23 protein-coding genes are annotated in these 19,997 nt (G+C 43.9%); 22 read left to right on the top strand and 1 reads right to left on the bottom strand.

Translation table 11 applies throughout. The annotated features are described in order from the left end of the window. Window positions 1-13: 13 nt before the first annotated feature. The 6 genes from holB (at window position 14) to rsmI (ending at window position 4,141) form a co-directional block, all read left to right on the top strand. Window positions 14-1,003 (top strand): DNA polymerase III subunit delta', encoded by a 990-nt coding sequence (gene holB, locus E4U82_RS09325; RefSeq protein ID WP_135109933.1) that lies wholly within the window; start codon window positions 14-16, stop codon window positions 1,001-1,003. 4 nt (window positions 1,004-1,007) lie between these two features. Next, a complete protein-coding gene (locus E4U82_RS09320; protein WP_135109932.1) occupies window positions 1,008-1,835 on the top strand; it encodes a PSP1 domain-containing protein in 828 nt (275 codons plus the stop codon). Between the two features lie 14 nt (window positions 1,836-1,849). Further along, on the top strand, window positions 1,850-2,194 hold the full coding sequence (yabA, locus tag E4U82_RS09315; RefSeq protein WP_135109931.1) for a DNA replication initiation control protein YabA: 345 nt from the start codon (window positions 1,850-1,852) through the stop codon (window positions 2,192-2,194). Window positions 2,195-2,261: 67 nt separating this feature from the next. Beyond that, complete coding sequence (locus tag E4U82_RS09310; RefSeq protein ID WP_135109930.1) at window positions 2,262-3,008, top strand: tRNA1(Val) (adenine(37)-N6)-methyltransferase; 747 nt, start codon at window positions 2,262-2,264, stop codon at window positions 3,006-3,008. After that, window positions 2,995-3,288: a GIY-YIG nuclease family protein gene (locus E4U82_RS09305; protein ID WP_135109929.1), complete on the top strand. Its 294-nt coding sequence runs from the start codon at window positions 2,995-2,997 to the stop codon at window positions 3,286-3,288. Before E4U82_RS09310 ends, E4U82_RS09305 begins: the two co-directional genes overlap by 14 nt. After that, the gene (rsmI, locus tag E4U82_RS09300; RefSeq protein WP_135109928.1) at window positions 3,266-4,141 is read left to right on the top strand and encodes a 16S rRNA (cytidine(1402)-2'-O)-methyltransferase; all 876 of its coding nucleotides are present in this window, start codon (window positions 3,266-3,268) and stop codon (window positions 4,139-4,141) included. The genes E4U82_RS09305 and rsmI overlap by 23 nt, the downstream gene beginning before the upstream one ends. A 150-nt stretch (window positions 4,142-4,291) precedes the next feature. Here the strand turns inward: rsmI and E4U82_RS09295 are convergent, their stop codons facing one another. Continuing rightward, window positions 4,292-4,570, bottom strand: coding sequence for a transition state genes transcriptional regulator AbrB (locus E4U82_RS09295; RefSeq protein ID WP_135109927.1), 279 nt, complete (start codon window positions 4,568-4,570; stop codon window positions 4,292-4,294). Window positions 4,571-4,871: 301 nt separating this feature from the next. Here E4U82_RS09295 and metG point away from each other — a divergent pair, with 301 nt between their 5' ends. The 16 genes from metG to fin all read left to right on the top strand — a co-directional run bounded on the left by metG (window position 4,872) and on the right by fin (window position 19,959). Then, entirely contained in the window at window positions 4,872-6,830 is a 1,959-nt protein-coding gene (gene metG / locus E4U82_RS09290; protein ID WP_135109926.1) for a methionine--tRNA ligase, read from the top strand. 66 nt (window positions 6,831-6,896) lie between these two features. Continuing rightward, entirely contained in the window at window positions 6,897-7,673 is a 777-nt protein-coding gene (locus E4U82_RS09285; RefSeq protein ID WP_135109925.1) for a TatD family hydrolase, read from the top strand. A gap of 238 nt (window positions 7,674-7,911) precedes the next feature. After that, window positions 7,912-9,165, top strand: coding sequence for a resuscitation-promoting factor (locus tag E4U82_RS20460; RefSeq protein ID WP_135109924.1), 1,254 nt, complete (start codon window positions 7,912-7,914; stop codon window positions 9,163-9,165). A 209-nt stretch (window positions 9,166-9,374) separates the two neighbouring features. Continuing rightward, a complete protein-coding gene (gene rnmV, locus E4U82_RS09275) occupies window positions 9,375-9,944 on the top strand; it encodes a ribonuclease M5 (RefSeq protein ID WP_135109923.1) in 570 nt (189 codons plus the stop codon). Beyond that, complete coding sequence (gene rsmA / locus E4U82_RS09270; protein WP_135109922.1) at window positions 9,934-10,821, top strand: 16S rRNA (adenine(1518)-N(6)/adenine(1519)-N(6))-dimethyltransferase RsmA; 888 nt, start codon at window positions 9,934-9,936, stop codon at window positions 10,819-10,821. Before rnmV ends, rsmA begins: the two co-directional genes overlap by 11 nt. Window positions 10,822-11,052: 231 nt before the next feature. Continuing rightward, window positions 11,053-11,919, top strand: coding sequence for a sporulation peptidase YabG (gene yabG / locus E4U82_RS09265; RefSeq protein ID WP_135109921.1), 867 nt, complete (start codon window positions 11,053-11,055; stop codon window positions 11,917-11,919). A 252-nt stretch (window positions 11,920-12,171) separates the two neighbouring features. Then, window positions 12,172-12,432, top strand: a complete 261-nt coding sequence (veg, locus tag E4U82_RS09260; protein WP_135109920.1) for a biofilm formation stimulator Veg — start codon at window positions 12,172-12,174, stop codon at window positions 12,430-12,432. 183 nt (window positions 12,433-12,615) lie between these two features. Beyond that, window positions 12,616-12,792 carry a small, acid-soluble spore protein, alpha/beta type gene (locus E4U82_RS09255; protein WP_425339515.1) on the top strand — a complete coding sequence of 59 codons (177 nt, stop codon included), beginning with the start codon at window positions 12,616-12,618 and terminating at the stop codon, window positions 12,790-12,792. Window positions 12,793-13,152: 360 nt separating this feature from the next. Next, window positions 13,153-14,010, top strand: a complete 858-nt coding sequence (gene ispE, locus E4U82_RS09250; RefSeq protein ID WP_135109918.1) for a 4-(cytidine 5'-diphospho)-2-C-methyl-D-erythritol kinase — start codon at window positions 13,153-13,155, stop codon at window positions 14,008-14,010. Between the two features lie 72 nt (window positions 14,011-14,082). Further along, a complete protein-coding gene (gene purR, locus E4U82_RS09245; protein ID WP_135109917.1) occupies window positions 14,083-14,898 on the top strand; it encodes a pur operon repressor in 816 nt (271 codons plus the stop codon). A 129-nt stretch (window positions 14,899-15,027) separates the two neighbouring features. Next, window positions 15,028-15,318, top strand: coding sequence for a septation regulator SpoVG (spoVG, locus tag E4U82_RS09240; protein WP_135109916.1), 291 nt, complete (start codon window positions 15,028-15,030; stop codon window positions 15,316-15,318). Between the two features lie 461 nt (window positions 15,319-15,779). Then, window positions 15,780-17,159, top strand: coding sequence for a bifunctional UDP-N-acetylglucosamine diphosphorylase/glucosamine-1-phosphate N-acetyltransferase GlmU (gene glmU, locus E4U82_RS09235; RefSeq protein WP_135109915.1), 1,380 nt, complete (start codon window positions 15,780-15,782; stop codon window positions 17,157-17,159). Window positions 17,160-17,174: 15 nt separating this feature from the next. After that, window positions 17,175-18,128 (top strand): ribose-phosphate diphosphokinase, encoded by a 954-nt coding sequence (locus tag E4U82_RS09230; RefSeq protein ID WP_135109914.1) that lies wholly within the window; start codon window positions 17,175-17,177, stop codon window positions 18,126-18,128. A gap of 144 nt (window positions 18,129-18,272) precedes the next feature. Continuing rightward, window positions 18,273-18,914, top strand: a complete 642-nt coding sequence (locus E4U82_RS09225; RefSeq protein WP_135109913.1) for a 50S ribosomal protein L25/general stress protein Ctc — start codon at window positions 18,273-18,275, stop codon at window positions 18,912-18,914. 150 nt (window positions 18,915-19,064) lie between these two features. Then, on the top strand, window positions 19,065-19,625 hold the full coding sequence (gene pth / locus E4U82_RS09220) for an aminoacyl-tRNA hydrolase (protein ID WP_135109912.1): 561 nt from the start codon (window positions 19,065-19,067) through the stop codon (window positions 19,623-19,625). A gap of 103 nt (window positions 19,626-19,728) precedes the next feature. Beyond that, window positions 19,729-19,959 carry an anti-sigma-F factor Fin gene (gene fin, locus E4U82_RS09215; protein WP_135109911.1) on the top strand — a complete coding sequence of 77 codons (231 nt, stop codon included), beginning with the start codon at window positions 19,729-19,731 and terminating at the stop codon, window positions 19,957-19,959. Window positions 19,960-19,997: the final 38 nt, after the last annotated feature.

The raw sequence follows: 19,997 nt of genomic DNA, 5'->3' as shown, positions 1-19,997 counted from the left end.
AAGAGGGGAAGAAATGAAAACGTGGTCTGAACTAACCGAAATCCAGCCGCTGGCAAGCAGAATCATGACCAACAGCATTCAAAAGGACCGCATCTCTCATGCTTATTTGCTTCAGGGTGAACGCGGAACAGGAAAAGAGGCGGTGGCGCTATTACTGGCAAAGACACTCTTTTGCAGCAACCGGTCCGGTGTGGAGCCCTGTCAGGAATGCAATGCATGTAAACGGATCGATTCAGGTAATTACCCCGATTTGCATTGGATTGAACCCGACGGGCAGTCCATCAAAAAAGAACAGATTGAACATCTTCAAAAGGAGTTCACATATTCAGGCATGGAAACCGATCAAAAGGTCTATGTTGTGAAAGGTGCTGACACGCTGACACCAAATGCTTCCAATCGCATTTTAAAATTTTTGGAGGAGCCATCGAAACAGACGACTGCTATATTGATGACCGAAAACAGTTCATCCATCATACCGACGATTCGTTCACGTTGCCAGATAATTGATTTGAAACCTCTCCACCCGCAGGCTTTTCAAGAACAGTTAATTCATCAGGGCATATCCAGGCGGTCGGCTGTGTTACTTAGCACCTTAACCAATAACCTGGACGAGGCTGTCTCCTGGAGTGAAGACGAGTGGTTTGCGCAGGCACGAAAATTAATGATACAATTGGTAGAAACGTTTTCAACAAACGCACATGATGCTTATTTGTTCATCCATCAGCAGTGGCTGCCGCATTTCAAAGAACGTCCGCAGCAGGAACAGGGATTGGATTTACTGCTTTTGGCGTTTAAAGATATCCTTTATTATCATATTGGCAGAAAGGACGCTATGACCGTTTTTGCAAAGGATGATGCGGCAATTGAAAATCTGGTGCTGTTCTTCTCACAGGAAAAATTGCTGGATATATTGAACAAATTGCTTGATGCAAAACGGAAACTTAAGCAAAATGTCCACCCGACACTTGTGATGGAGCAGCTCACCATTCAAATACAGGGGTGATTACATGGTAGAAGTAATCGGTGTCCGTTTTAAAAAGGCGGGTAAACTATATTATTTTGATCCGGGGAACAATGATCTGGAAATTGATCAATATGTTGTTGTTGAAACAGTTCGCGGTATCGAGTTTGGAAGAGTGGTCATTACGAATAGACAGGTTGATGAAGAAGATGTTGTGCTTCCACTTAAGCGCGTTATTCGTGTGGCCGATGAACAAGATAAACGAACAGTCGTTGAAAACCAGGAGCTTGCTGAGGTAGCACTGGAGTCGTGCACGCAAAAAATTAAGGACCATCAGCTGGATATGAATCTGGCGAATGTTGAATATACATTTGACCGCAACAAAATTATCTTCTACTTTACGGCTGACGGCCGGGTGGATTTCCGTAACCTGGTGAAAGATCTGGCTGCAACGTTCAAAACACGGATCGAGCTCAGACAAATCGGCGTGCGCGATGAAGCCAAGATGTTAGGCGGTGTTGGCCCGTGTGGCAGACTGCTTTGCTGCTCGACATTTCTTGGAGATTTTGAACCGGTATCCATTAAAATGGCGAAGGATCAGAACCTGTCACTGAATCCTGCGAAAATCTCCGGGTTGTGCGGCCGGCTTATGTGTTGTCTTAAATATGAAAATGACAACTATGAAACGGCAAAACGTGAATTGCCTGATATCGGCGAGCATGTCAAAACACCATATGGTGAAGGGAAAGTTACCGGTTTGAATATTCTGGAACGGGTCATTCATATTGAAATACCCGAAAAAGAACGTGTTATCGAATATACATTAGATGAAATGATTGATGAGGGCATTATTACAGCGCAGGCCACAGAATAGTGGGGTGAGTAAGCGTGTCAAAACGGCAAATTTTCGATCAGGTATCCGATATGGAAACACAAATCGGTGAATTATATGAACAACTCGGTGATTTAAAAGGAAAATTAAGTCATCTGTTAGAAGAAAAACACCGTCTGGAAATGGAAAATCATCATTTGCGCAGCCGTTTGGAGCAGGCAGATGATGATTTTAAGGAGAATGAAGTTGTGAACGAAACCAGTAATATTCCCGGAGAAGGCTATGATAACCTGGCAAGGCTCTATGAAGAGGGGTTTCATATTTGCAATGTACATTTTGGCACGCCACGGCGGGAAGAAGATTGCCTATTTTGCCTCGAGTTTCTTAACAAAACGAAATAGCGTATTATAGAGCTGTCTCTATCCTGTAGAGGCAGTTTTTATATCGCTGAAAGAACGGAAGTGTTGAATGGTACAGTTATTTGATGATGAACGGTTTGACTACCTGCTGGCAGAGGACAACATGCACATTATTCAGAGCCCTGACGTGTTTGCGTTTTCCCTTGATGCGGTGTTGCTTGCCCATTTTGCTTATGTGCCGATAAAAAAAGGCCATATTCTTGATTTATGCACCGGGAACGGTGTGATACCATTATTGTTATCACGCCGGACACATGGATCAATCACAGGTGTTGAAATACAGAAGCGGCTTTTTGACATGGCAAGACGAAGTGTGGAATTGAATGGGCTTGAGAATCGATTAACCATGATTCACGGCGACTTAAAGGAAATGAAAGATGTGTTAGGACACAGCACATTTGATGTCGTCACTTGCAATCCGCCCTATTTTGCAACACCCGCCAAAACAGAGCATAATCAAAACGATCATTTGACGGTTGCCCGGCATGAGGTTCACAGCACGCTGGAAGATGTCGTCAAAGCAAGTAAGCTACATGTACGGCCTGGCGGAAAAGTCGCCATGGTGCACCGTCCGGGCAGGCTGGTGGATATTCTGACGTTATTCCGGCAGTATAAAATTGAGCCTAAGCGTCTTCAACTTGTCTATCCAAAACAGGGACGAGATGCCAACATGCTATTGATTGAAGGCGTTCGGGATGGCCGTGCTGATTTGACGATTTTACCGCCTTTATACATCTACAATGATGATCATTCTTATACAATGGAAGCAGAGGGGATCATTTATGGAAACCAATGAACATATCGTTTATATCCTGAAATGCGCTGACAACACACTTTACACCGGATACACTAATGATTTGGAGCACCGCCTCAGGATGCATGAAGAAGGAAAAGGAGCCAAGTATACACGTGGCCGCGGCCCCTTTAAAGTTGTTTTTGTGGAGAAATTCGCGACGAAAGAGGAAGCCATGAAGAGGGAACATGAGATTAAACAGCTGAAACGGAAAGGGAAAGCCCAGTTAATCCGGGATAAGCTGAAAGAAGTGATGGTATATGAACATTCAAAAGAGCTTTAGTGGGCAGGAACAAAACGCGGTTTATGTTGTCCCGACGCCGATCGGGAATCTGGAAGATATTACGTTTCGGGCACTGAAGACATTGAAGGAAGTGTCCATCATTGCTGCGGAGGATACACGGAACACGAAAAAGCTGTTGAATTATTTTGATATTACTACCCATCTTATCAGTTATCATGAACATAACAAGGAGAAACAAGGTGAACAGCTGCTTCATCGTCTGAAAAACGGTGAATCGATTGCCATTGTCAGTGACGCGGGTATGCCAGGGATATCAGATCCGGGTTACGAATTGGTGCAGGCAGCAATTGAAGCAAATTATCCGGTTGTTGTTTTACCTGGCGCAAACGCCGCATTATGTGCACTGGTTGGCTCAGGCCTGCCAGCGGATGAATTTTTATTCTATGGGTTTCTGCCACGGAAAAAGAAGGACAAAGAAGCGGAATTGGAGCGGTTAAAGTTATTAAATGGCACCCTGCTGCTGTATGAGTCACCTTACAGAGTGACTGATACGCTGAAAATGCTGCAGGCGCATCTTGGCAACCGGGAAATCGTCATTGCCCGTGAATTGACGAAAAAATTTGAGGAATATATACGCGGAACCGTCGTGGAGCTTATTGACTGGGCTGACAAGACGGAATTAAAAGGCGAATTTTGTCTGGTGGTGGAAGGAACATTCGACAAATCACCACAAGAAAATGCGCTTTGGTGGAGCAGCTTTTCAATCGTTGAGCACGTCTCGCATTATATGGATGAAGCAGAGCTTTCCAGTAAGGAAGCCATCAAACGTGTGGCAGCAGACCGGCATATGCCAAAGCGGGATGTTTATCAGGCATACCATATCGATCAATAAATACTCAAGCTCCACCACCCACGGCTAAAAACGGCTGACGTTGAAAAACCAAAGCGTCAGCCGTTTTTCTCACATACAGAAGTTTTTATCCCGCCTTAACGGGCAGTAAAACCCCCACTGAATGAAGTTCCACTTTATAAAAAGCGTTGACTATTTATCCATCTGTGACTGAATTTCTTCAATAAGCTGACTGGCCCCTTCAGGACTAAGCACAATTTTACCATTGGCTAATGTGAAATTATCGTCGGATGTTTCCCCGGTGATCTGACATGTCTTGTTGGGTATGTGCTTTTTTAATATGACATTGTCATCATCCGTGTAAATCTCCAAGGAGTCTTTTTCGTTGATGTCGAGTGTACGGCGCAATTCAATCGGAAGGACAACACGGCCGAGTTCATCAACCTTCCGAACAATTCCGGTAGATTTCATGTTTTCCATTTCTCCCCTCTAACTAATGGTTTGTTTTTTATAATGCCGTTGTTCTAAAATTTTTCGGCATGTTTCGACACTTGCTTATGGAATATAGTACCAGCCATTATAATTAGTGTCAATATAAAACCGGCATAAGATAAAAATAAATATGAAAATTAAATTAACTAAACAATCCTTGTTTTTTCTGTTAAAATAACGTTCACTGGGAAAACCACTGATCGTTTGAGTTAAAAGGCCTTTATTGGCAAATGGATGGAAAATGGCTACAATAGACATTAATGATGGAGGAGGTAAGCCAATGCCAACTGAAAAGAACACGTTTTATATCACGACCCCAATTTATTATCCAAGCGGCAATTTACACATCGGACATGCTTATTCCACAGTTGCCGGTGATGCCATGGCACGTTATAAACGATTGCGCGGCTATGATGTTATGTACCTGACCGGGACGGATGAACATGGTCAGAAAATCCAACGAAAAGCACAGGAAAAAGGCATGGAACCACAGGAATATGTCGATGAGATTGTCAGTGGTATTCAAAATTTATGGGGCAAGTTAAAAATTACCAACGATGATTTTATCCGAACGACTGAGGAACGTCATAAAAAAGTGGTGGCCAAGCTTTTTGACCAGCTGGTAAAACAAGGTGATATTTATCTTGATGAATATGAAGGCTGGTATTGTACATCATGCGAATCGTTTTTCACGGAACGCCAATTGGATGACGGGCATTGTCCCGACTGTGGCGGGGCTGTTGAGAAGGTAAAAGAAGAATCGTATTTCTTTAAAATGAGCAAGTACGTCGACCGGCTCTTGGCATTTTATGAGGAAAATCCAGAATTCATTCAGCCGGAAAGCCGGAAAAATGAAATGCTGAACAATTTTATTAAACCAGGCCTGGAAGATTTGGCAGTATCACGGACAACTTTCGACTGGGGTGTTAAAGTTCCGGGAGACCCGAAGCACGTTATTTATGTTTGGGTTGACGCCCTGACTAATTATATTACAGCATTGGGCTACGGGACAGATGACGATTCGCTGTATCAGAAATTTTGGCCTGCAGATGTGCACCTGATGAGTAAGGAAATTGTCCGTTTCCATACGATTTACTGGCCGATTATGCTGATGGCGCTGGACCTGCCACTGCCGAAAAAAGTCTTTTCCCACGGCTGGATTCTGATGAAGGATGGTAAAATGTCCAAGTCAAAAGGCAATGTAGTCGATCCGATTCAGTTAACCGATCGGTATGGCCTTGATGCACTAAGGTATTATTTGCTGCGTGAAGTCCCATTTGGGTCTGACGGGGTGTTCACGCCCGAAGGCTTCGTTGAACGAACAAATTATGATTTGGCCAATGACCTTGGCAACCTGTTGAACCGCACCATCGCGATGATTAACAAATACTTTGACGGGGAGGTTCCAGCATATGTCGCATCAGAAACAGATGTCGAACAGTCACTGGAAGAACTTCAAACCGAAACGATCAAAAAAGTCGAAAGCGCGATGGACAATATGCAATTTTCAGTGGCTCTTTCGTCACTGTGGCAGCTGATCAGTCGGACCAATAAGTACATTGACGAAACGGAACCATGGATCCTTGCAAAAGATGAAGCTAATAAAAAGCGACTTGGTAATGTGATGGCTCACCTTGCCGAATCATTGCGTAAAGTCGCCATCATGCTGCAGCCATTTTTAACGGAGGCCCCTAAGGAAATATTCCGTCAGCTCGGTATAGACGATACCACGTTAAACGAGTGGGACTGTGTTTATGAAAATGGTCAAATCAAAGCAGGCACAAACATCCAGAAAGGTGACCCTATCTTTCCTCGGCTTGAGGTGGACAAGGAAGTTGAAACCATCAAGGCGATGATGCAAAAGCCTGCACAAGAAGAGGAAAAACCTGAAAGCCACGTACCGGAACAGAAAGAGGAAATCGCGATTGATGACTTCATGAAATTAGATTTGCGTGTGGCAGAAGTCCTGAAAGCTGAGCCGGTGAAAAAAACCGATAAACTGTTGAAAATTCAGCTGGATGCCGGCGCAGACAAACGACAGGTCGTATCAGGTATCGCCGAATATTATAAACCGGAAGATCTGATTGGCAAAAAAGTCATCTGTGTGACGAACCTGAAGCCTGTCAAACTCCGCGGCGAGAAATCAGAAGGGATGATTCTGGCCGGAGAGGATGACAGCGGGCAGGTTGTTCTGGCTTCTGTGGAGCAATCATTGCCGAACGGTTCCATCGTAAAATAATATAAAAGCGGGGAAAAGGTCAGCCCAAATGGGTTTGACCTTTTCCTGTGACGAAGGAGTGTTGCTATGTTATTTGATACACATGTCCATTTGAATGCGGACCAGTTTTTTGAAGATCGGGAAGAAACCATCCAGCGTGCATTTGACGCCGGGGTGAACTATATGGTTGTCGTCGGGTTTGACCGTCAGACAATTCCACTGGCAATTGAAATTGCGGAACAACATGACACGATTTATGCGGCTGTTGGCTGGCACCCGGTTGATGCGGTGGATATGACCGATGAAGACCTTGATTGGATTGAAGAACTCTCAGGCCATCCTAAAGTGGTGGCAATCGGTGAAATGGGGCTTGACTATCATTGGGATAAGTCACCGAGAGATGTTCAGAAAGACGTCTTCCGTAAGCAGATAGCCTTGGCCAAAAAAGTAAATATGCCGATTATCATCCATAACCGGGAAGCGACAGAAGATATTATGGAACTTCTGCAGGAGGAAAAAGCAAGTGAGATCGGCGGTATTATGCACTGCTATAATGATTCAGCTGAGTATGTACAACGTTTTCTGGATATGAATTTTTACATTTCACTTGGCGGCCCGGTGACGTTCAAAAATGCCACACTGCCGAAAGATGTGGCTGTCGAAGTCCCGCTTGACCGTCTGCTCGTTGAAACGGACGCCCCGTTTCTAGCTCCCCATCCAAATCGGGGGAAACGCAATGAACCGGCATACGTCAAATTAGTGGCTGAGAAAATTGCCGAACTGCGGGAGATGCCATTCGGGGAACTTAGTGACGTAACAACAAAAAACGCCCTTGAATTTTTTAATATCGAAAAAAAGTCATGAAATATGTCGTCATTTCATTGTAATATGACGCAAGAAGTAAGGATACGTTGGTGAGGTCAGACACAGATGCTGGCCTTTTTTTATTGTCAAAATGTGCTCATATCAGGGTTATGGGGGCGTTGTTATACAATGGTAACGTTATGAAATTCAATTGTAAACGAACCGTAAACGAAATTTCGTTGTAATTGCATAGTACTGTCTATATAATCAAAATCGCGATGGAAGGAGGCAAAATAAAATGAAAATTTTTTCTGGACTTTTGCCGAGATCAACCTGGCAATGGATTCTATCCGGGGCCGGGCTTTTGGCACTCATTGCTTTTTCAGGGTTTATCATTGTTGAAACAGCCAAAGCAGAGGTGACCGTCGTTGAAGACGGGGAAAAGCAAACCATAACAACAGGTGCTAATACCGTACACGAATTACTTGATGAGGCAGGCATTTCGTACGACAAACATGACAAACTATCCCATAACATAGATGAAGCTATTAAAGATGGCATGACGATTACATACGAAGCAGCCAACAAATTGACCGTTAAGATTGATGGCAGCGAAAAAGTTTATTACACAACAGCTGACAAAATCAGTGAATTTCTTGAAGAAAAAGACATAGCTGTCAGGAAACATGATGACACATCTCATTCCAAAAATGATGAAATAACCGATGAGATGGTCTATTCCGTTAATAAGGCATTTGAAGTGACGCTTTATGACGCCGGTGAAGAAGTCGATATCAAACCAACGACAGGCGAAAAAGTCGAGGAAATATTAGACGCTAACGATATCTCAGTTAATAAAAAGTTGGATGAAGTAAAGCCTGATCTTGAAAAGACGGTTGAAAAAGGCGACGAGATCAACATCACGCGCGTGGAAAAAGCGACAAAAACAGTGGAAGAACCGATTGAATTTGAAACGGAACAACGCAAGGACAAAAACCTGGCAGATGGGAAAGAAAAGGTTATTTCTGAAGGCAAGAAAGGTCTCCTTGAAAAAACGGTTGAAATAACAAAAGAAAATGGTGAGGAAGTCAACCGGAAGACGATTGATAGGCAAGTCAAAAAGGAAAGCCAGAATCGAGTTGTCGCACTTGGCACAAAGAAACCGGAACAGAACCTGACAACACTGTCAACAGAAAGCAGCAATCATAAAAGTAATCATAAAACGAATCACGATGATAATGGCAGCAATAACCAAAGTGGCGGCAAAGTGATGCACATGAACGCGAGCGCGTATACAGTCGATTGCCTGGGCTGCAACGGCAGTGGCTACACCGCTACAGGCATCAATTTAAGAGAAAATCCTAAGGTCGTTTCCGTTGATCCGAACGTTATCCCTTTAGGTTCCAAAGTCTGGGTTGAAGGCTATGGGAACGCGATTGCCGGCGATACAGGCGGCCATATTAAAGGTAACCGGATCGACTTGCATTTTTCATCGAATGGTAAAGCGAACAGTTTTGGGCGAAAAACTGTTAAAGTCAAAGTTCTTGATTAAGATATGAATGTGATATAATGCTCCTGTCAAACAATTGTGGCAGGAGCATTACTGTATCCCGCACATAATGGACAGTAATCCGGCAAAAAGCGCAAGATATCTGTCCGCCCAATGCCGGTTCTGTCCTTCCTGACACAAGTTGGCAACAAGGGCGTTGCGATAGGACGTCTCGCAGAATGAAGTTTCACTTTATGAGAAGAGGAATACACGTGAAAATCAAAGAAGTTATTGTTGTAGAAGGACGCGATGACACATCTAAAATCCATCAGTCGGTTGATGCGGATACGATTGAGACCAATGGCTCTGCAGTTAATGCTAACGTGATAAACCAGATCAGACACGCGCAAGCTAAGCGCGGCGTCATTATTTTTACCGATCCGGATTACCCGGGTAATCGCATTCGGCATATTGTTGATCATGCTGTCCCAGGCTGCAAGCATGCATTTTTGCCCCGTGAAGCTGCTCGTGCAAAACATCCGGATCGGAAAAGTCTCGGGATTGAACATGCTTCGGCTGAGGCGATCCGGGAGGCGCTTCGCGGTGTTTATTCGATATCTGAAAAAGGAGATTCCGACATTTCAAGGGAAGACCTGGTTTCGGCGGGCCTTATCGGCGGTTCAAAAGCACGAGCGAGACGGGACCGACTTGGCGAATTACTGCAAATCGGGCACACCAACGGCAAACAGCTGCTCAAAAGGCTTGCTATGTTCCAAATAACAAAAGAACAATTTGATGACGCCATGAGTCAGATCTTCCAGGAGGAAAACAATGACGGGTAAATGGATTGCAACACCTAAACGAACAAAGGAGATACTTGAGAAATATGGTTTTTCCTTTAAAAAGAGCCTAGGACAGAATTTTATCATTGACACCAATATCCTGAATCACATCATTCAAAAAGCAGGGATCGATAAAAGGAAAGGTGTTGTTGAAATTGGGCCGGGCATCGGTGCGCTGACCGAACAGCTGGCAGTCAATGCGGATAAGGTCGTAGCCTATGAGATTGATCAGCGTCTGTTTCCTGTCCTTGAAGACACACTGGCTGCTTATGATAACGTTCAGGTTATTCATCAGGATATTCTGGAAGCAAATGTCACTGACATGATGGAGGCCCATTTCAAGCCTGGTCAGCCCATCCATGTTGTGGCAAACTTGCCGTACTACATAACCACACCAATCCTGATGAAACTTTTACGTGAAAACTTGCCGGTAACCAGTTTTACGGTCATGATTCAAAAAGAAGTGGCTGAACGGATGGCGGCAGCGCCAAATAATAAACGATACGGATCACTGTCTATTGCCGTTCAGTATTATACTGAGGCAGAAGTGATCATGAACGTTCCCAAAAGCGTATTTATGCCACCGCCAAATGTTGATTCAAGTGTTTTAAAATTGACGAGAAGAGAGAACGCACCTGTTCAGGTTGTGGATGAGTCCTTTTTTTTCGATCTGGTCAAGGCATGTTTTGCACAACGGCGAAAAACATTGCGGAACAATCTGATCAGGCATTTTAAAGCGTCTCTCGATAACCAAACGGTTTCAAATGGATTGCAGCAAGCTGGCATTGATGAAGCAAGACGCGGTGAATCCCTGAATATGGAGGAGTTTGCCGTATTAGCCAACACATTTTACAATTTAATCGAAAAAGGAACGTAAGAGGCTGGGACAAAAAATTCAGCACAAAAGCCGAACAGTGAATTGTTTCAGCGGAGGAAATATACGTAGACTCCAGCGGGCGTCCCCAGCTTTTTATAGTTGTGCTGAAAACTTTATATGTTTCGTGTAGCCGTCTCTGTCCCTGTTATAGGAACAGACACAAGGAAGCCCTTAACGTCATAGTCTACAGGTAGAGACTTTCATCCGGATCAGAGGCTATGGGGTGGATTTATGAGTTTTTCAGCAGGTGAACGCGTCACACGGAAATCACATAAGCATGATTTATTATTCCGTATCGCCTCAGTTACTGGCAATACGGCTATATTGCATGGGGAAGATATGCGTCTTGCAGCAGACGCTCCCCTGGATGATTTGGTGCGTATCGGGGAGCGGGATTTAAAGAGACTGAAGCAGAAAACGAAGGAGCAGGAGGAATTCTCCTATCGGCTGTTTCGGCAAGATTACCAGCTAATGAAGGATAAGCGTGCGTATCAATCAGGGGATGGTTATCAGCATTCATCCGGGTTTTTTCAACTGCCCACAAAGGTTCTGCATGTGGATGGTGACCGGACATATCTCAGGAAATGTACTGAATTATATAACAGGGTAGGTCTTGAGGTCCATGGTGTCTATGTCCATGAAAAGGAAATGCCGTATGAAATTGGCTCACTTGTGGACGATATTCGACCTAACATTATCGTCATTACGGGTCATGATGCGTTTTCCGGGAATAAATCGTTAAAAAACGATCTTCGCGCTTATCGTCATTCCAAATATTTTGCCGAAACTGTCGAGGTGATCAGGCAAAAACATCCGCGGCTGGATGATTTGGTGATTTTTGCAGGTGCCTGCCAATCGCATTTTGAATCACTTATCCGGGCTGGAGCGAATTTTGCAAGCGCTCCATCCCGTATTAACATTCATGCATTGGATCCGGTTTATATTGCAGCAAAAATCGCTTATACACCGTTTATGGAAAAAGTGGGAGTATGGGACGCACTGCGCAATACATTAACCGGTGAAAAAGGAATGGGTGGCGTGGAAACAAGGGGGCTTTTACGGACAGGAATGCCTTATGTGGCTGAAGAAGACAACTAAAAGAGCGATGTGAATATCAATGGAGCGCCATAAAGAAGGAATCGGTGTCAAGCCGGTTCCTTTTACTTCTGAACCGACTATTCGGCATCCTTTCACTGTTTCATACATAATTTGTAAAGTTTTTGTCATAATAAAGATAGAAAGACGATTTTTCCAGTTGACATCGAAAAAGCAATGCTGTTATAATATAATGCTTTATTTGACTATTATACGAGCATGTGCTATTATTGTCTATGAGCGAGGTGGAGTATAGTGGCAAAAACATTAGTCGAAATTAAGCAAGGTCTTGAATGCCATGTTGGAAAACGTTTACGCTTAAAAGCCAACGGTGGCAGGCGAAAAACAATTGTACGATGCGGCATATTGGCGGAAACGTATCCATCCGTCTTTATTGTTGAATTGGATCAGGACGAGAATGCATTCGAACGTGTTTCATACAGCTATGCCGACGTGTTGACCGAAACAGTGGAATTAAGTTTTCAGGATGAACAAGCGATGATTGCAGAGCAGTGAACCCGGGTTTACTGCTTTTTATTTGGTTGTTTTAAGTTTTCGATATTAGCGCAGTAAATATGCAAGGTTTTTGGATCAAAGGTTAACGCAATATTTTTCCATTTTTGCATACATCTAACGGGTGTTTCTTTCTGCAGTTTCCATAAACTATATGGTGTCGTAAGCACTCTTTATGGAAAGGGGATGTTCTTCGTGGCCAAACGCGGCGGAGCAATGTCAGATCAGCTGAAAGAAGAAATCGCAAAAGAGTTAGGCTTTTACGACACCGTTCAGAAAGAAGGCTGGGGCGGCATCAGAGCAAAGGATGCCGGAAATATGGTGAAACGTGCTATTGAAATGGCCGAGCAAAACATGAAATAGTGAGGCAGACCCTTGAGGGGGTTTGCCTTTTTATTTAAAGAAAATGAAAGTATAAAATTTTAGCTATATGAAGCTCTTTGTCAGCAATAGCCATATCCAGCTCCAGCGCCTTCCCTCCCTCGAGGTCTTAAGCAATCATTTTACGTGGCAAAACCCGCTACGACAAATGCATGCTAAAGCTTTTCGGGGATGAACAAGGCGCCCCGCGCTTTTCTTAATTTTAAAAGCGGCTTACCGGGCTGACCAGCTAAAGGTCGCCACTGCTACCTGAATGTGATACAATTTGCTGTAGTTTTTCATTCGGAAAGTATGTTAACTCCTGCGAAAAAGCCAAGTCTTCGTAAAGAGTGGGTGGTAGAGATGGTTTTATTTGAACGGGCGCCGGCTAAAATTAATTTATCACTTGATGTCCTTGGAAAACGTGAGGATGGATTTCATGAAGTTGAGATGATTATGACGACGGTTGATCTGGCTGATCGTATTGAATTAAACACCATTGATACGGATATTATTGATGTTTCTACTGACAGCCAGTACGTTCCCAATGACGAACGAAACATCGCCTATAAGGCTGCGCTTCTTTTTAAAAATAAATATCAATTGCATCATGGTGTCCACATTGCTATTCAAAAAAACATCCCTGTATCCGCCGGGCTTGGCGGTGGAAGCAGTGACGCAGCTGCTGTGCTGCGCGGTCTTAACCGGATGTGGTCGGTTGGCGCTTCACTGGATGAATTGGTTGAGCTGGGTGCAACACTTGGATCTGATGTCCCTTTCTGTATTCATGGTTGTACCGCACTTGGGACAGGCCATGGCGAGAAGATCCATACCCTTGCTTCACCCCCCTCCTGCTATGTTGTGCTGGCAAAACCGAATATTGGGATTTCCACCAGACATATTTTCCCAAAAGTCACCATGGACACACTGCACCACCCGCAAACAGATAAGGTCATGCGTTCTTTGGAAGAAAAGGATTTTGGAAGGCTGTGCCATTATATCGGCAATGCCTTGGAAAGTGTCACATTCTCATTATATCCGGACGTCCGGCGCATCAAGGACAAGATGCTTCAGACGGGTGCAGATGGTGCCGTTATGAGCGGCAGTGGCCCGACGGTTGTGGGTCTCACCAGCCATTTCAGCAAAGCCAGGCGTATTTATAATGGATTGAGAGGATTTTGTGATGAGGTTTACGTCGTCCGGCTGCTTGATCGCCGCTGAAGATTTGGTTAAATACATACGTTAATGATATAATTAGCTAAAACATTCGGATATAAAACGAGAGGTGGCCAAATGAAACGAAGTGATCGCTTAGTATCCTTAATGAATTACTTTTTGGAAAATCCTAATGAGCATATCTCACTGCCTTATTTCAGCGATAAATATGATGCAGCGAAGTCTTCCATCAGTGAAGATCTGTCGATTGTGGACCGTGTCATGAAAGAAGAAGACGTTGGCCGGTTACAAACAATTCCAGGGGCGTCAGGGGGTGTCAGCTTCATACCCGAGTTTTCGCGGGAAAAAGGCAACCGGTTTATCGATGGACTTTGTCACACATTGGAGGACCCTAGTCGTATTCTTCCGGGCGGTTACTTGTATATGAGTGATATTTTAGGTGATCCCAAAATGGTGAACCAAATAGGCCGTGTATTAGCCTCTGCCTTTTCCGGTTTGAAAATTGATGTGGTGATGACTGTTGCCACAAAAGGTATCCCGCTTGCTTATGCAACGGCGGCAGTTCTGAATGTACCGGTTGTTATCGTCAGGCGTGATCCGAAAGTGACCGAGGGCTCCTCTGTCAGTATCAATTATGTTTCCGGGTCATCACGAAAGATCCAGACAATGGTTTTGCCGAAACGAAGCTTAAATGATCATGCGAATGTTTGTATCATTGATGACTTTATGAAAGCGGGCGGAACGATTAACGGCATGATCAGTTTATTGGGCGAGTTTAACGCCAACCTCAAAGCTATCGGTGTACTGGCGGAAGCAGATGATGAAGAAGATGAGCGGGTGGTTGAGCATTATACATCTCTGGTGAAAATTACGAATGTGGACATCAAGCAAAATACCATTGAAGTGCATCACGGAAATTTTTCCTGGAATTGAATCGCCATTCTGACCCCTTTACCAAAGAAGGCAATATTTTCTAAAACTTTTTTGGGAAATAGGCAGGATTTCTTATGGTTTTGTTGAAGTATGGTAATAAGTTCAAAAGGGAAAAGGTGGTGAAACATCATGGAAGTGACTGACGTTAGATTACGCCGCGTGAACACAGAGGGGAGAATGCGAGCCATTGCATCAATTACCATGGATGAGGAGTTTGTCGTCCACGATATCCGCGTGATTGACGGCAATAACGGGTTGTTTGTGGCGATGCCTTCCAAACGCACACCAGATGGTGAGTTCAGGGATATTGCCCATCCGATCAATTCGAACACTCGCGGTAAGATACAGGATGCAGTGCTGGAAGAATATCGACGTGCCGGAGACGGAGCGGAAAAATACGAGGAAGCCGGGGCATCCTAAATTAATCATCAACAGAGGGTCTGATCTGCGGGCAGGTTAGCCCTTCTTTTTTGAAAGATAAGGAAGTATAAAATTTTCGGCTATATCAAGCTCTTTGTCAGCAATAGCCATGTCCAGCTCCAGCGCCTACCCCCTCGAGGTCTTAAGCAATAATTTTACGTGGCAAAACCCGCCACTACAAATTCTTGCTTAAGCTTTTCGGGGGTGAACAAGGCGCTTGCGCTTATCTTATATAAGTTATGGATGACCTTATCATAAAAACGACGCCATCACGAAAGAACGAGTGAAGGCGTTGTTTTTTAATTTTGTTTGCATGATTTGGTCAGTTGCAGAGTGCTCTGTTTACATCATTCACTATATTTCTGGTATCATTTTCTTTGCCATCTTCAAGCCTTTATCTGTTGAAATTAACGTATTTTTAAGATATATTCATATTGGATAAATGGAATGGAGGATTCCTCATGGCAAAACGTTATGCTGTGATTCTTGCTGCAGGAGAGGGTACCCGCATGAAGTCGGCTCTATATAAAGTGCTTCATCCAGTTATGGGCCGTCCGATGGTACAGCATGTAATCGAACAATTAAACCCGGTAAGTCTTGATAAAATGATTACAATCGTCGGCCACGGTGCCGAACAAGTCGCTGAACATATTGGTGATGACAGCCAAATGGTTCTGCAGGAGGAACAATTAGGGACAGGCCATGCCGTCTTACAGGCAGAGGATTTACTAAAAAATAAGGATGGAACGACAATAGTCGTTTGTGGAGATACCCCATTAATTACAAATGAAACATACCAGCAACTTTTTGACCATCATGAACAGGAAGGTGCCAAGGCAACCGTATTAACCGCAAAGGCTCCGAACCCTACAGGCTATGGCAGGGTCATTCGTAATAATCGGAATGAAGTGGAACGCATTGTTGAACACAAAGATGCGGCCAGTGCAGAGCTTCAAGTGGATGAAATCAATACAGGCACCTACTGTTTTGATAATAAAGCGCTGTTCGATGCATTGCATCACGTATCGAATGATAATGCACAGGGCGAGTACTATTTGCCGGACGTTATCGAAATTCTGCAAAGCTGGGATGCGAAAGTAAGTGCTTTTCAAACTTCTGATTTTGAAGAAACGATGGGCATCAATGACCGGGTGGCGCTGGCTCGTGCTGAGAAGACACTGAAAAATCGCCTTAATGAGCAGCATATGCGGAATGGCGTAACCCTGATAGATCCGGACAACACATACATCAGTCCGGATGTTATGATTGAGCAGGATGTTGTCATCCACCCGGGTTCAGTCATTAAAGGAAAAACAACCATCAAAACAGATGCTGAAATCGGCCCCCATACAGAAATAGATCATTGCTATGTCGGACAGGCGTCGGTTATTAAACAAAGTGTTGCCAAAGACAGCCATATAGGCGACCGGGTGCAGGTCGGCCCTTATGCCCACATTCGGCCGGAAGCAACTATCGGTAACGAAGCAAAGATCGGTAATTTTGTTGAAGTGAAAAAGTCGTCTATAGGTGATAAAAGTAAAGTCTCACACTTGAGTTATATCGGCGATGCGGATGTGGGGAACAATGTTAATATCGGCTGTGGCACGATTACCGTTAATTATGACGGGAAGAATAAGTATCTGACAACGATTGAAGACGATGCTTTTATCGGCTGTAATTCCAATTTAATCGCACCAGTAACAGTTGGGCAAGGATCTTATGTGGCTGCAGGTTCCACCGTTACGAACAATGTACCTGATGACGCATTATCGATCGCCCGTGCCAGACAAACGAATAAAGAAGGCTACGCATCACGAATCAAAAATCAAAAAAAGAAATAACGGAGGGTTTATTTCATGGCATCTGGCTATAAGGATTCTTTTTTGAAGGTTTTCTCGTTAAATTCAAATCCAACATTAGCTGAAGACATTGCGGATCATATCGGAACAACATTGGGCAATTGTACGGTTAAATCTTTTAGCGATGGTGAAATTCAGATTAAAATTGAGGAAAGTGTCCGGGGCTATGATGTGTATGTCATCCAATCAACCTCTTCACCGGTCAATCAGCACATGATGGAACTGTTGATCATGATTGATGCCCTGAAACGCGCCTCAGCAAAATCAATTAATATTGTAATGCCGTATTATGGTTATGCCAGACAAGATCGTAAAGCGCGCGGAAGAGAACCAATCACTTCCAAGTTGGTAGCTGACCTTCTGGAAACAGCGGGCGCCGATCGTGTCATTACCCTTGATCTGCATGCACCGCAAATTCAGGGCTTCTTTGATGTTCCTATTGACCATTTACAAGGTGTTCCCATTTTGGCCAATTATTTTGAAGAGAAGAACTTTAATGATATCATTGTAGTTTCCCCGGATCACGGTGGTGTTTCCCGGGCACGGAAGATGGCGGATTACCTAAAGGCTCCAATCGGAATCATCGACAAACGACGCCCGCGCCCAAATGTTTCAGAAGTGATGAATATTATCGGTAATATCGAAGGAAAGACAGCCATCCTGGTTGATGATATTATTGATACAGCAGGTACGATTACACTTGCCGCCAATGCATTAATCGAAAATGGTGCCACCGACGTTTACGCATGCTGTACACATCCCGTTCTGTCAGGACCTGCTATGGAGCGTATAAACGATTCAAAAATTAAGGAATTGGTCGTTACCAACTCGATTCCGCTTTCGGAAGAGAAAAAGAGTGATAAAGTGACAGAGTTATCCGTTGCACCGCTGATTGGCGAGGCCATAACTCGTGTTCATGAGTTGCAGTCGGTAAGTATTTTATTTGACTAACCCTGCCTTTGTAACTAAAAACTAAAACGGGTGTATTTTGTGTAAAAACACAAACTATGTTTTAATAAAAACATTACTGAAACAAAAAAATCACAATATGAAAACTGTCAGAAACAGGTTTTTAAATAATGGAGGGTGATCGGAATGGCAGTAAAACTTAATGCAGCAAAACGTGAAAACCTTAAGAAATCCGCAACAAAGGAAATCAGGCTTGAAGGCAATGTCCCATCGGTTGTATACGGTAAGGACAAGGAACCTAAGACGATTTCCGTCGATAGTATCGAATTAGTTAAAACAGTACGTGATGAAGGCAGAAATGCGATTATCTCACTCAATATTGAGAATGAGTCACCTGTGGATGTCATGCTTCATGAATATCAGATGGATCCGTTGAGAGATGAATTGATTCATGCAGACTTTTATATCGTCAACATGGCAGAAGAGATGGATGTATCTGTATCCCTTACACTGGACGGCGAGCCTGCTGGTGTTAAGGACGGCGGAGTCCTCCAGCAACCACTCTATGAATTGCAGGTACGGGCTAAACCGGCGGATATTCCGGAAGTGATTGCAGTGGACGTCGCTGAGTTGGGCATTGGCGATACCATCACAGTCAATGACCTCCCGAAAGCCGACCGCTACGAAATCACTGAAGAACCAGATACGACGGTTGCTACTGTGGTTCCACCGGATACGATGGACGATCTTGAAGAGGCACCGGATGAAAATGCCGAGCCTGAACTGGTGGATGCTAAAGCCGATGATGGGGAAGGAAAAGACGAATAGCATGATGAGTAATAACCCTCCTGACCACTGGATTTTAGGAGGGTTTTGCTTCATGAGAAAATGCAGTTCAAAAAGGACTGGCAGCTTTCCTCTTTTGACTCCATACGAAAAAAGATAACTTTATAAAAGTACCACAAAGGAAGTAGCTAAATGAAATGTATCGTGGGCCTGGGCAATCCAGGGAAAAAATACTACCAAACTCGTCACAATATTGGTTTTAGGGTCATTGATGAGCTGGCCAGTCGTTACGGGTGGACATTAAAAAAGGATAAATTCAGTGGCAAATCAACGGTGGAAGCACATGATGGCGAAAAGGTCATACTTCTGAAACCGCAGACGTTTATGAACCTTTCCGGTGAATCTGTTCGCCCGTTAATGGACTTTTATCACATTGATCCTGATAACGTGCTTGTTATCTATGATGACCTCGATCTGCCGCCGGGAAAAATCCGATTACGTCAAAAAGGCGGACATGGCGGCCATAATGGTATCCGCTCCATCATCGACCATGTTGGTACAAAAGAGTTTAACCGCTTGCGAATCGGAATCGGGAGACCTGAGACAGCCATGCCAGTTGTGGATTATGTATTACGGTCATTTTCGAAAGAACAGCAGGAAGATGTCGCCTCAAGCATCGAAAAAAGTGCTGATGCATGTGAAACGTGGCTGCAAAGACCTTTTGCCGAAGTTATGAATGAATTTAACAGTTAGAATGGCGGGAAGGTCCCCCGTAAATCAATAGCGAATTCGTATAAAAATATGCTTTTCGGATAAACTTTAGGATACCCTGTGTTTACTCGAGGAGGTCATATTTTTGGCAATTGTCTATAAATGCAGACATTGTGGTCAGGAGATTGGTAAATTGGATCAGCAAATGCTCGACACATCAATGCTTGGACTGGATCAGTTATCATCTGCGGATAAACGTGATATGATCAGCTATGAAACAAATGGTGATGTACAAATCAAGTCCATCTGTGAAAGCTGTGAAGAATCACTTGGAAATCATCCACAGTATCATGAACTGGACTATTTTATACAATAACATAATATATTAAGTCAGAAAGCTTTGGTTCGTCCGGA

The organism is Lentibacillus salicampi, from assembly GCF_004565465.1.
Lineage (GTDB): Bacteria > Bacillota > Bacilli > Bacillales > Amphibacillaceae > Lentibacillus > Lentibacillus salicampi.
Note: the sequence above shows the minus strand (reverse complement) of the source record. Positions and strands in the feature narration are given on the sequence as shown.

What these genes read in the sequence shown, in the direction of transcription:
- ispE (WP_135109918.1), top strand. Translation starts at nt 13,153, where the DNA reads ATGGTTTTATTTGAACGGGCGCCGGCTAAAATTAATTTATCACTTGAT.
- yabG (WP_135109921.1), top strand. Translation starts at nt 11,053, where the DNA reads ATGAGTTTTTCAGCAGGTGAACGCGTCACACGGAAATCACATAAGCAT.
- E4U82_RS09295 (WP_135109927.1), bottom strand. Translation starts at nt 4,570, where the DNA reads ATGAAATCTACCGGAATTGTTCGGAAGGTTGATGAACTCGGCCGTGTT.
- metG (WP_135109926.1), top strand. Translation starts at nt 4,872, where the DNA reads ATGCCAACTGAAAAGAACACGTTTTATATCACGACCCCAATTTATTAT.
- glmU (WP_135109915.1), top strand. Translation starts at nt 15,780, where the DNA reads ATGGCAAAACGTTATGCTGTGATTCTTGCTGCAGGAGAGGGTACCCGC.
- E4U82_RS09230 (WP_135109914.1), top strand. Translation starts at nt 17,175, where the DNA reads ATGGCATCTGGCTATAAGGATTCTTTTTTGAAGGTTTTCTCGTTAAAT.
- purR (WP_135109917.1), top strand. Translation starts at nt 14,083, where the DNA reads ATGAAACGAAGTGATCGCTTAGTATCCTTAATGAATTACTTTTTGGAA.
- E4U82_RS20460 (WP_135109924.1), top strand. Translation starts at nt 7,912, where the DNA reads ATGAAAATTTTTTCTGGACTTTTGCCGAGATCAACCTGGCAATGGATT.
- pth (WP_135109912.1), top strand. Translation starts at nt 19,065, where the DNA reads ATGAAATGTATCGTGGGCCTGGGCAATCCAGGGAAAAAATACTACCAA.
- E4U82_RS09305 (WP_135109929.1), top strand. Translation starts at nt 2,995, where the DNA reads ATGGAAACCAATGAACATATCGTTTATATCCTGAAATGCGCTGACAAC.
- spoVG (WP_135109916.1), top strand. Translation starts at nt 15,028, where the DNA reads ATGGAAGTGACTGACGTTAGATTACGCCGCGTGAACACAGAGGGGAGA.
- holB (WP_135109933.1), top strand. Translation starts at nt 14, where the DNA reads ATGAAAACGTGGTCTGAACTAACCGAAATCCAGCCGCTGGCAAGCAGA.
- rsmI (WP_135109928.1), top strand. Translation starts at nt 3,266, where the DNA reads ATGAACATTCAAAAGAGCTTTAGTGGGCAGGAACAAAACGCGGTTTAT.
- E4U82_RS09225 (WP_135109913.1), top strand. Translation starts at nt 18,273, where the DNA reads ATGGCAGTAAAACTTAATGCAGCAAAACGTGAAAACCTTAAGAAATCC.
- E4U82_RS09310 (WP_135109930.1), top strand. Translation starts at nt 2,262, where the DNA reads ATGGTACAGTTATTTGATGATGAACGGTTTGACTACCTGCTGGCAGAG.
- E4U82_RS09320 (WP_135109932.1), top strand. Translation starts at nt 1,008, where the DNA reads ATGGTAGAAGTAATCGGTGTCCGTTTTAAAAAGGCGGGTAAACTATAT.
- E4U82_RS09255 (WP_425339515.1), top strand. Translation starts at nt 12,616, where the DNA reads ATGTTCTTCGTGGCCAAACGCGGCGGAGCAATGTCAGATCAGCTGAAA.
- rsmA (WP_135109922.1), top strand. Translation starts at nt 9,934, where the DNA reads ATGACGGGTAAATGGATTGCAACACCTAAACGAACAAAGGAGATACTT.
- E4U82_RS09285 (WP_135109925.1), top strand. Translation starts at nt 6,897, where the DNA reads ATGTTATTTGATACACATGTCCATTTGAATGCGGACCAGTTTTTTGAA.